The 11275-nt window shown below is 65.2% G+C and carries 7 protein-coding genes; 5 read left to right on the top strand and 2 right to left on the bottom strand.

The features are described 5' to 3' along the window. The 4 genes from VGE27_RS00770 to VGE27_RS00755 form a co-directional block, all read left to right on the top strand. A partial coding sequence (locus tag VGE27_RS00770; RefSeq protein ID WP_331047717.1) for an Ig-like domain-containing protein occupies positions 1 to 3103 on the top strand: 3103 nt, incomplete at its 5' end. A gap of 152 nt (positions 3104 to 3255) precedes the next feature. Further along, positions 3256 to 4488: a DUF1343 domain-containing protein gene (locus tag VGE27_RS00765; protein ID WP_331047716.1), complete on the top strand. Its 1233-nt coding sequence runs from the start codon at positions 3256 to 3258 to the stop codon at positions 4486 to 4488. 20 nt (positions 4489 to 4508) lie between these two features. Continuing rightward, a complete protein-coding gene (locus VGE27_RS00760) occupies positions 4509 to 7004 on the top strand; it encodes a DNA polymerase domain-containing protein (protein WP_331047715.1) in 2496 nt (831 codons plus the stop codon). 9 nt (positions 7005 to 7013) lie between these two features. Then, positions 7014 to 7982: an endonuclease/exonuclease/phosphatase family protein gene (locus VGE27_RS00755; RefSeq protein ID WP_331047714.1), complete on the top strand. Its 969-nt coding sequence runs from the start codon at positions 7014 to 7016 to the stop codon at positions 7980 to 7982. 134 nt (positions 7983 to 8116) lie between these two features. Here VGE27_RS00755 and VGE27_RS00750 read toward each other — a convergent pair whose 3' ends face one another. Both VGE27_RS00750 and VGE27_RS00745 read right to left on the bottom strand, forming a co-directional pair. Continuing rightward, positions 8117 to 9943, bottom strand: coding sequence for a cytochrome b N-terminal domain-containing protein (locus VGE27_RS00750; RefSeq protein WP_331047713.1), 1827 nt, complete (start codon positions 9941 to 9943; stop codon positions 8117 to 8119). Continuing rightward, the gene (locus VGE27_RS00745; protein ID WP_331047712.1) at positions 9943 to 10479 is read right to left on the bottom strand and encodes a ubiquinol-cytochrome c reductase iron-sulfur subunit; all 537 of its coding nucleotides are present in this window, start codon (positions 10477 to 10479) and stop codon (positions 9943 to 9945) included. Before VGE27_RS00745 ends, VGE27_RS00750 begins: the two co-directional genes overlap by 1 nt. Positions 10480 to 10829: 350 nt before the next feature. Here VGE27_RS00745 and VGE27_RS00740 point away from each other — a divergent pair. Beyond that, a partial coding sequence (locus VGE27_RS00740) for a cytochrome b562 (RefSeq protein ID WP_331047711.1) occupies positions 10830 to 11275 on the top strand: 446 nt, incomplete at its 3' end.

Genomic DNA, 11275 nt, shown 5'->3' with positions numbered 1-11275 from the left:
CCTCCTCCATCCGCGAGCTACGCTCCGGAACACCCTCCTGTCGCTGGTCGTGCTCGGTGCGGGCGCCTGCGGCGGCGGTGGTGATTCCACCGCCCCGGAATCACCCGAGCGGGTCACCGTCAGCCCGGCCACCGCGACCCTGGCCAGCGGCGCCACGCAGGCGCTTACCGCCACCACGATCGGGTCCAAGGGCAGCACACTCGGTGGCCGCACCTACACCTGGACCTCGTCCAATCCGGCCGTTGCCACCGTCGACGGTTCGGGCGTGGTGACGGGTGCGCGCATCACCACCGCCGCACCGGGCACGGCGACGATTACGGCCAGCACCGGCGGCATCTCCGGCTCTGCCACCATCACTGTCTCCCCGGTCGCCGTGGCTTCGCTCCGCGTGAGCCAGACGGCCAGCACCGTGCGCCCCGGGCAGACGAACCAGCTCACGGTCATCGCCAGTGATGCCACCGGTACGGTCATTCCCGACCGTGCGGCCACCTGGACCAGCAGCGACACCGCTGTGGCCACCGTGAGTGCGACGGGCCTCATCACCGCCAAGGCGTTTGCCGGCCTGGGTGATCGTACCGCCACCATCGCGGCCGCCATCGATGGGCGTTCGGCCACCCACACGCTCACCGTCGCTGCGTGGCCGGTTGCGCGGGTGACGGTCACCCCCGGCACCGCAAGCCGTCAGCCACGGCAAACCGTGCAACTCACCGCCGCAGCAGTCGACAGCCTGGGCGGCGCGCTCACCGGCCGCACCATCACGTGGACCTCCAGCGATACCACCGTCGCTCGTGTCTCGACCACCGGGCTGGTGACCATGGTGCTGTACACCGGGGGCGATACCCGCACGGCCACCATCACCGCGGCGAGCGAGGGACGCAGCGGTACCACCGTGCTCACCGCCACGCCGATCCCCGTCGCGTCGCTCACCGTGGCGCCCACCAGCGTATTGGTGCGCCCGGGGCAGACGCAGCAGCTCGTCGCCTCACCCCGCGACAGCCTCGGCACTGCGCTGACCGAACGCACCCTCACCTGGACCAGCGCCGCGCCGGCGATCGCCACAGTCTCCGCCACCGGTCTTGTCACTGGCGTGGCCCAAGGCTCCACGACCATCACCGGCACCGCTGATGGACGTACCGTCGCCGTGCCGGTGCTCATCGCGCCCGTGTCAGGACCGTTTGTGGCGTCGGTCTCGCCGGCGTCTGCTGCGCCCGGTACCACGCTCACCGTTGTCGGCCTGGGTCTCAATCCGTCCACGGCCAACAATCGCGTGACGATCGGCGGCGCTGCGGCCACGGTGCTCACCGCCACGGCCGAACAGCTCACGGTGCGCATGCCCTGCGCACTCAGCGGAGCCACGACACTCACCGTGGCGGTGACCGGCGGGACGTCAACTCCCGTGCCCATCGCCATCACCACGGCGCGTCATACGCTCGCGGCGGGACAGTCGGTCATCTTCGGTACCGCGTCGGAAAGTGCGTGCAATGAACTCGCGCCCACAGGCGGGGCCGCGCGCTACCTGCTCACCGTGTTCAGTGCCGCCGGAACAACCGCCGGGTCTGTGGATGTCGACGTGAGCGGCAACCCGGCCACGAGTGGCACCACCGCACTGCGCATCGCCGCACCGGCCGCGCGACTCGCCGGTCCGCTCAACATGACGGCCAGCGCCGAATCGGAGCATGATCGCGAACACCTACGCCACATGGATCGCGAACGCGCGTCCTATCGCCGCCTCATGGCCAGCGGTGCCCATCGCAGTGCGATGCGTACGACCCGTGCACGTCTGGTGGACCCGCCGGTGGTCGGCGAGAAGCGCACCATCTTTTTCAACTACAACACCTGCAACGATTCCACGCAGACCATGCGGGTGCGGGCGGTGTACGTGGGTGACAAGGCCGTGGTATGGGAAGACACCACCAACGCCTTCCAGTCGGCCGGGTCGCTCTCGATGGCGAACTACTATCGCCGCCTCGGCGTGATCTTTGATCGTGACCAGTACAGCTCCATCAAGAAGTACTTCGGCGATCCGCTGCTGCGTGACCCGCTCACCGACAACGATGGCAAGCTGCACATGATCTTCACGCGGCGCGTGAATGGCACCGGTGCCGCCGCCTACGTGGCCTTCTGCGACCAGTTCCCGCGTGGTCCGGGACGGCAGGGCAGCAACTTCGGTGAATACTTCTATTCCAGCGTGCCTATCACGGCCACGTCGAACCTGAACAGCACCGACTCGCAGGACGGTTGGTTCTACTTCATCGCTCGCACGGTCATCCATGAGGTGAAACACATCGCCTCCGTGGCCGCCCGCGTGCAGAACGAATCGCCCAACTTCGATCAAAGCTGGCTGGAGGAAGGCACCGCACGTCATTCGGAAGAGTTGTGGGCCCGTGACTCCCTGCATCGCGTGGCGTGGAAGGCGAATACCGGATGGGGCACGGCGTCCAGCAACGGCGTGTTCTGCGACTTCAACCCGTCCAACGCCTCCTGCATCACCGCCGATACACTGCGCCGTCCCGCCTACGGCATGCGACGCCAGTTCAACGAAATCCGGCCCAAGCTGCTCGATCCGTGGAACTGGTCTCCCTTTGGTGATGGTTCCGGTCAATCAGGCTCGGTGTTCTATCAGACCGTATGGTCGCTGGTGCGCTACACGATCGATCGCTACGCGAGCAGTGAAGCGTCGTTCTTTCAGGCGCTCACCAACACCACGCTCGAAGGCACCGCCAATCTGGCGGCCGTGAGTGGCGTGCCGTTCGAACGGCTGATCGGCGGCTGGGGCCTCGCGCTCTATGCCGACGACTATCCCGACATGCCCGGCGGCAATCGTGATATCGACTTCCCGACCTGGAACCTGCGCAGCATTTACGCTGGTCTGAACGCCGATCCGGTGTGGCGTGCTACCTATCCGAACGCATTCCCCATGCAGCCCGTGGCGTTGCCGTTCGGCACCTTCTCCACGACCCGACTCGGCATTCGCGGTGGCGCACACGCCTACTACGAGCTCAACGGCCCACACACCGCCGCACAGCTCCTCAACATCCGCAACGCGGTGGGTGGAGGTGTCATTCCCGCCGATGCCCGTGTGGCTATCGTGCGCTTGCAATGAGTGCGTGACGGGCGCCAGACGAGTCGCGATTCACAACGCGTGAATCGCTGGGCGTGAATCGCCGGTGGTAGATTGTGAGCGCGGGCAGCGAACTCCGGCTGCCCGCGCTCACGTCGTTCTACACCCCACCGTTGCCGCCCGCTTTCGCTGCCATGCCCGTCCGCTTTGGTGTCGATGTGCTCCTCGAAAAGATCCGTCAGTCCGGCGCACGGCACGAGGCTTGGCGTCGGGTGGGGCTCGTCACCAATGACGCGGCACGACTGGCGACGGATAGTGCGCAACGCACCCGCGAGGCGCTGGTACGGGCCGGCCTGCCGCTTCATCGCCTCTTTGGGCCCGAGCACGGTCTCGTGGCCACCGAAGCCGATGGCGCAGCGGTGCACGATCGCGTGGATCACCTCACCGGCCTTCCCGTGATCTCGCTGTACGGCGAGCGCATGCGACCGGAGCCCCGGCATCTCGCCGATCTCGATGTCGTGCTGTTCGACATCCCCGATGTCGGGGCACGGTGTTACACCTACGCGTGGACCCTCTTTCACGTGCTGCACGCCTGCGCGGAGGCACGAGTGTCCCTCGTGGTGCTCGACCGACCCAATCCGCTTGGCGGATGTCCACATGCCGCAGAAGGGCCGCTGCTCACCGAAGCCTGCCGGTCGTTCATTGGGGACGACGACATCCCACTCCGGCATAGCCTCACGCCGGGTGAGCTCGCGCGGTTGTGGCAACGCGAACATGTCGCCGATGCCATGCTCGACGTCGTCGCGTGTGAAGGTTGGGAGCGCAAACGGGCCTGGCCGGCCGTTGGGGCAACATGGGTACCCACATCCCCGGCCATGCCACACTTCGAGTGCGCCATCTGGTACACGGGCACCTGCCTCTTCGAAGCGACAAACCTCAGTGTTGGTCGTGGTACTGACTTGCCGTTCGCGCAGATTGGCGCGCCCTGGCTGGATGCATCGTCACTGGTGGCCATGTGCCGCGACGAAGCGCTCGATGCCGGGGCCGAACTCACCATGTGCACCTTCACCCCCAGCGAGGGGCCGCACATGGGACAGGTGTGTCACGGCGTGCGTCTGCAATGCGCGCCACCACGCGCGCGCCATGAGACCGGCAGCAGTGATGACGCAGCCTGGATTGCGCAGCACACCAGCCCCGTGCGACTGGGCCTCGCGCTGCTGGATGGCATCGCCCGACTGCAGCCAGAGCATTTTGCGTGGTCCCGCTATCCCACGGCGGCCAATCCTTCGGGCGACGATCATTTCGCGCGTCTGATTGGACGCGACGATCTCCGCGAACGCATCGGTGCGCTCTCGCCGGACGATCGTCGTGAGCTCACGCAGGTGCCGGGCTGGCGTGAACGCACCGCCACTGCGCGGTTGTACTGAATGCCCGCTGCGAGCTTGTTGTGAGCGACCACGAAACAGCGGCAAACCAGGACGACTGGCTCTGGGGCTGGGATCCCACGCCCGGCATCGTATCAGTGTGGGCGGATGAAAGCGGAAAAGCCATCGTCTGGCGTCGGCCCGATGGTGGGGCACTGCTGCGGGAGGAAGCGCGATTCCGGCCGTGGGTGTTGCTGGCTACTCTCGACGATCTTGAGGCATCGGGTGTGCCGTATGCCCAAGCGCCCGCCGCGCCTCGTGGCACGATCGCGCATGCCGTCGGGTTGGCGGGCATCCGCTACACCGAACTGGAAGGTCCCGGCGAGTTGCGCTATCTGGTCTCCGCCGATCGTTGGCGAACGCTCGAACAAGCCATCGCCCGCGGTGCTTCCACGCGTACCGGTCAGCGCATCACACGCCTGCAGCAACTCGATCGCAATCAGCGCCACATCCTCCCGCCAGACGAGCAGTATCTGGTGGCGACTGGTCGCAACTATTTCCGCGACCTCAGCTTCGCCCAGCTTCGTCGCGCGCAGTTCGACCTCGAGACCACCGGACTCGATCCCGCCACCGATCGCATCTTCCTCATTGCGGTTCGCTCGCCGGAGGGCGCCGTGGGGTTGCTCGAGGCGCGCGGCGAAGATGATGCGGCCGAGGCGTCGCTGTTGCGACGATTCGCGGCAGCCATCCAGCGCATCGACCCCGATGTGTTGGAGAATCACAATCTTCACGGTTTTGACCTGCCGTTCCTGCACCGTCGCGCGAAGATACTCGGCGTGTCGCTGGTGCTGGGTCGACTCGAAGGCGTGCCATTGCAGGAACGTGCCGCGATGCGCGGGACACGCACTTCTGCCGCACAGCGCCCTCAGCCCCAGCCCGCAGACGGTGAAGGAGACAGTGACGGTGCGCCGTCGTCGCCCGCGGCGATGTCCGATCGTCGCGTGCGCTTCGTGGCGCCGGGCCGCGAGTGCATCGACACACTCGACGCCGTGCGTCGCTACGACTTTTCTGTGCGCGACCTGCCGGGCCACGGACTCAAGGCCGTCGCTCGGCATTTCGGGCTCGCCGGTCCTGAACGCGAACTGATTCGCGGCGATCGCATTCACACCGTGTATCGCACCGACCCGGCGCGCGTACGTCGCTACGCCACGGCCGATGTCTCCGAAGTCGAAGGGCTTTCGCGACTACTGGGTGGTGCCGCGTTTGCTCTCGCACGCATTGCCCCGCGCCGCTACGAGCGTCTCGCCGATGCCGGCCCGGCCACCGGCGTGATCGATCCCATGCTGGTACGCACATACCTGCGGGCAGGACAGGCGTTGCCCGCCTATGCCGGCAGTGACGGCACGGTGCACAGTGGTGCCGCGTTGCACCTGTTCACATCGGGCGTCGCGCAGCGCATCGTCAAAGCCGACGTGGCCAGCCTGTATCCGTCGCTGATGCGCGAATTCCAGATTGGTCCCCGTACAGACCATCTCGGGGCGCTGCTCCTGCTCGTCGACCGGCTCGTGCAGCAACGCCTGGCCGCAAAAGCACGTGGTCGCGCAGCGGCACTAGGCTCCGATGAGCAGTTCACGCAGGAGGCGCTGTCGGCGGCCATGAAATTGGTGGTCAACTCGGCGTACGGATACATGGCCGCGGGAGAAGGACTCACGCGCTTTGCCGATGTACATGCCGCCAACGAGGTGACACGCCGCGGACGGGAAACACTCCGGCTGATGTGTCGCGCACTGGCCGATCGTGGGGTCACACTGCTCGAGGCAGACACCGACGGCATCTACTTTGCCGTGCCTGACACGTGGAGCGAATCCGACGAGCGCCGCGTCGTCGACGAAGTGGCGGCCCTGCTGCCACCGCTGGTCCGACTCGAATTCGAGGGACGCTATGCGGCCATGTTGTCGCACGAGCCCAAGAACTATGCGCTGCTCACGCGCGATGATCGGCTCGTCCTCAAGGGTGTGGCATTCCGTTCGAGTCGCGCGGAGCCTTTCGGCGAGCGATTCCTGCGGGACGCGATCGCCCGTCTGCTGATGGGCGACGTGCCGGGCGTGCGTCGGGTGTATGTCGACATGGTCACCGCACTGCTCCGCGGCGACATGCCCACCGCCGACGTCACCTCGCGAGTGCAACTGCGCAAATCCGCGGCGTCGTATCAGGACACCCGGGCCAGTCGCCGTGAGTTCGCCTACGAAGCCATGCTGCACAGCGGTCGCACCACCTGGCGGGTTGGCGAGCGCGTCCGTGTGTATCGCACACCCGGCGGCGGGAAGATCATCGACGAGATCGACGACGAATTGCGTCTCGATGACGACCCGCGCGACTACGACCGTGCCTACTACGTAGCGCTGCTCCGGCGCACCTTCGCCACCCGCCTCGATCGGGCGTTCACGCCACACGACTTTGCGGTTGTGTTCGCCGATCCCCAGCAGTTGCCGCTGTTTCCACCTGGTGTCGAACACATCCGTCCCATCGCCACGCGCATACACGAGGAGTGGGCAGCGCTGGCCGAACCGGCGCGGTAGTTTCCGCGCATGCCTCCATTTCCAAAGCCGACGATCGACTATGTGTACGACGTGGCCGCCGAGAAGCGGGCCCTCCGTGCGCATCGCAAGCTGCGTGGTATCCCGTCCAAGACGGCCGACACCGTGCTCATTGCCACCTGGAACGTGGCCAACCTCGGCACACAACTGCGGCGCGACGAAGACTTTGCGTTGATCGCGGAGATGCTGAGCTGGTTCGACATCGTGGCGGTGCAGGAGGTCAACGACAACTTCGCCGATCTCGCCTACATCGTGCAGCTCATGGGCACGAAGTACCGCTATGTGATGTCCGATGCATCGGGCAACAACGAGCGCATGGCCTTTGTGTACGACTCGCGAAAGATCAAACTCTCCGAGGAGATCGGCGAGGTGGCGTTCCCACCCTCTCAGTACAAGTCGGTGAAGGTGGACGGCGCGAACGGCGATTTCGCGGGTTTCGATCGCAGTCCCTACTTGGGCACGTTTGTCGCGCAGCACTTCAGTCTCACGTTGCTCAATGTGCACCTGTACTTCGGCAGCGCGCAGACGGCGGACATTCATCGCCGCGCGCTCGAGACGGCTGCCGTGGCGCGCTGGGCACGCCTTCGTGCCGCCAGCAAGTACGCCACCACACGTGACGTGCTTGCACTGGGCGACTTCAACATGCCACGCGGTGAACCCGGCAACCTGGTGTACAGTGCCGCCACCAAGGCGGGCCTCAAGCGCCCCGATCATTCGTCGCAGGTACCGTCCGCCATCGCCTCGGACAATCAGTACGACCAGATCCTGTATTTCCCCGAGCAGACGGAACCCAAGCTGAAGGCCATGGGCGTGTTCGACTACGACACGGCGATTTTCAGCTCGCTCTGGAACGGCGCTGTGAACCAGGATCGCACCAAGTTCTGCGCCTACCTGCGCTACTACATGTCGGACCACCGGCCGGTCTGGTGCCAGATGACCATGGCGCCCGTGTCAGGCTGACGGGAACAGCGGGGGGGAACACAGATCACGCCGATTCAAACAACAAACCCACAGATACAGCAACATCCATCGTGAATGCTGTATCTGTGGGTTTGTTGTTTCCTATCTGTGCAATCTGTGTTCTTCCCGCTGTTTCAAGGCTTCGCCGCCGTCGCCTTCGGAGTGTGCCACTCGCCGCGCAGCCAGTCGACCACCATCTCGATCTCACGCTGCGACAGCGTCTTCTCGGTGCCAAACGACGGCATGCGGTCGTTGTCGCGGCCAAAGAATCGCGGATGTGTCGGGTCAGCCACAAAGGCGATCGTCCACTCCCGTGAGCCCCAGTCCGTGAGTTCCGGGCTGTCGGTGCCAACGTCCTGGAACTTGTGGCACTCCGCGCAACCGCTCGACGTGTTGCGCATGAACGCGATGCCCGAGGCAATCCGCGCACTGTCACGCACATCCAGCGCCGACTGCGAACGCAGCTTCGCCTGATACGACAGCGCCAGCACCACGTTCTCGCGCATCGCCTGCTCGTCTTCATCTTCCGGCGCATGGTCCGCCAGCCACATCGCCATGTCGCCTTCGGCGTGGATGGTGCCGCCCCAGTAGCGCGACGTCAGGATCGTGTCGGCATGCAGGAATCCACGTACCCACTCCCGTGAACCGAAACCCTTGAGGTCGGAACCGGAGATGGAGTCCTTGGGCAGGGGACTGCCCAGGCCATCATGGCCATCGAAGCGGTGGCACGACGAGCAGTTCTGCGAGAAGATGCGCGGGCCACGCGTGTAGGCGTCATCGCGCATCAGTGACAGCGCACCCGTGATGGGCACACCGCCATTGGCGAGTTCCACCGCACGGGCCGCATCGCGCTTGGCCGTGGCCTTGGCTGCCTGGAACTCCACGTCGTTCTTGTCGGCCGCCATGGCCTGCCAGGTGAGCAGCACCACGCCGCCCAGCATCACGCCCATGAAGCCCAGGTTGAACCGATGACCCAGGCGCCACTTCCCGATGATCGGCATCGCCGCGAGCGTCAGGAGCAACAGCGTCGGCAGAATGATCGCGCCGATGATCTCCGTCTTGCCCGGGAAGTACTTGAGCATCTGGAACAGGAACAGGAAGTACCACTCGGGGCGCGCCGCCGAGAACTGTTCGGCAGGGTCAGCCGGCGCACCGAGGGGCGCGCCATGTTCACGCACCACGAAGAACAGCACCACCAGCAGCACCGCCAGGCAGGCCACCACGTCCTTGAGAATCTGCTCCGGCCAGAAGCCCTCGTCCGGACCCTTGAGCGGCTTGGCCGGCGTGATCCCGTGGCGACGGAACAGGTACACATGTCCCACGATGAACAGGATGATCACCCCTGGAATCACGCCCGCGTGCAATGCCAGGAATCGTGAGAGCGTTTGGTGTCCGTAGTTGGCACCACCCACGACCACTGTTTGCGCCGCCTGGCCCACGATGGGACTCATGCCTACCAGGTTCGTGGACACCGCCGTCGACCAATACCCGTTCTGGTCCCACGGCAGCAGGTAGCCCGTGAGTGACAACGCCAGAATGAGCAACAGCAGCACCACCCCAAACCAGTAGTTCACCTCACGTGGCGCTTTGTACGCGCCATCGATGATGACCTGCATGAGGTGCAAGACCAGCAACACCGTCATCGCCTGGGCCACGAAGTGGTGCAACCCGCGCAGGAACCAGCCGCCCCACATCTGGTGCTGAATGAAGTACACGCTTTCCCACGCCGACTGCGTGCTCGGGCTGTACGACATCCACAGGAACGTGCCCGTGATGACCTGCACCACGAAGAAGAACGACAGCGTGCTGCCCCACACGTACCGCCAGCGGGAACCGCCCGGCACGTTCTCGAACAGCACCTCGTGCAGCAGTCCCTTGAAGCCGGTCCGGTTGTCGAGCCACCGCTCGGCCTGTTGGAGCTTTGATCCCGGCTCGGACGGCGAGTTGGATGTGTCGGCCATCAGACGGCGATCTTGTCGGGGGAGCCTTTGCGGAAGTTCTGGAATCGCACCCAGACTTCGCCGTCGCGCACTTCAGCCGTCAGCTCGTCCATCGCCCGCGGGCTCGGGCTCTTCGGGTCGGCGATGCTGCCGTCGATCGCGAAGGCGCTCTTGTGACACGGGCAGAAATAACCCTGCGTCGTCGCGCGGTAACCCACCGAGCACCCCAGGTGCGGGCACACCGAGTTGAGCACACGCACCGTGTCAGGCCCCGTCTTCTGCACATAGACGGAACCCACCGGCACGTTCTCCGTCTTGTTCCACGCATCCACCAGCGTGTCGAGCACCGGGAACTTGCGCGGCTCGCCGTTTTCCGGGAGCGAAGCCAGAGAGGTGATGCGCACCAGGCCACGCGTATCGGACTTGCGGCGCAGCGGATCGAGGAAGGTGAGCAGGCCCGCGACGGGTGCCACCACGGAAATGAGGCCGCCCACGACAATCGAGGCGACCTTGGTGACGAAATTGCGCCGATCTGGCGCCTTCTGGGTCTCGGACATGACGGCGGAGGGATCCGGGAAACGGCACCGGCCTAGGAGGGTGGGACAAGGCCGTGCGATGTCACAGATGTGACTGTACTGGCTGGGGATAGTACGCAATGTGCGGGAGATTTGCTGGCATGAAACGGGTGGGCCGTACTGGAGGCGATCCCAGTCGTACGACCCTCCGCCAGCTGGAACACGAGGTGGGCTGGACGGTATTTCCGCACAGCGAGGCGGCACCCGACAGCGAACGACGCCGTTCGCACGTAGTTACCGCCAAGCAGTGCACCCGCGGCCAGAAAGGCTCTCCTGGCCGGAGTGTCCGGGCCAGACGCCCGGTTTTCTTCCCTCGGACTTTCCCACCCGCCATGAACCTTCGAGTTCGTCAGATCGGCACCCTCTGCGTGCTCGCGCTTGCCCTGACCCAGGCCGCCTTCCGTTTCCAGGACGACGAGAAGACGCCGCTGGGCAAGAAGATGGCCGCCATCAACACCGCCTTCAAAGCCGTCGGTCGCCAGATCGATGATCCCAGCAAGAACGCCGCCACCCTGAAGCAGCTCGACATCATCGAGACCAACGCCAAGGAAGCCATGGCGCTGGATCCCGAGAAGAAGGCGCAGGTGCCCGCCGCCCAGCAGGCCAAGTTCGTGGCCGACTACAAGGCGGGCATGAAGGTGTTCATCGAAACGGTGGGCAAGATGCGCACAGCCGTGAAGGCCGGCAACAACGCCGAAGCGTCGAAGCTCATCGACGCCATGAAGGACCAGCAGCGCGACAGCCACAAGGAATTCCGCATCCGCAAGGCGGGTGCGCC

The organism is Gemmatimonas sp., from assembly GCF_036405635.1.
Classification (GTDB): domain Bacteria; phylum Gemmatimonadota; class Gemmatimonadetes; order Gemmatimonadales; family Gemmatimonadaceae; genus Gemmatimonas.
This window is presented reverse-complemented; position numbering and strand designations above follow the sequence as displayed.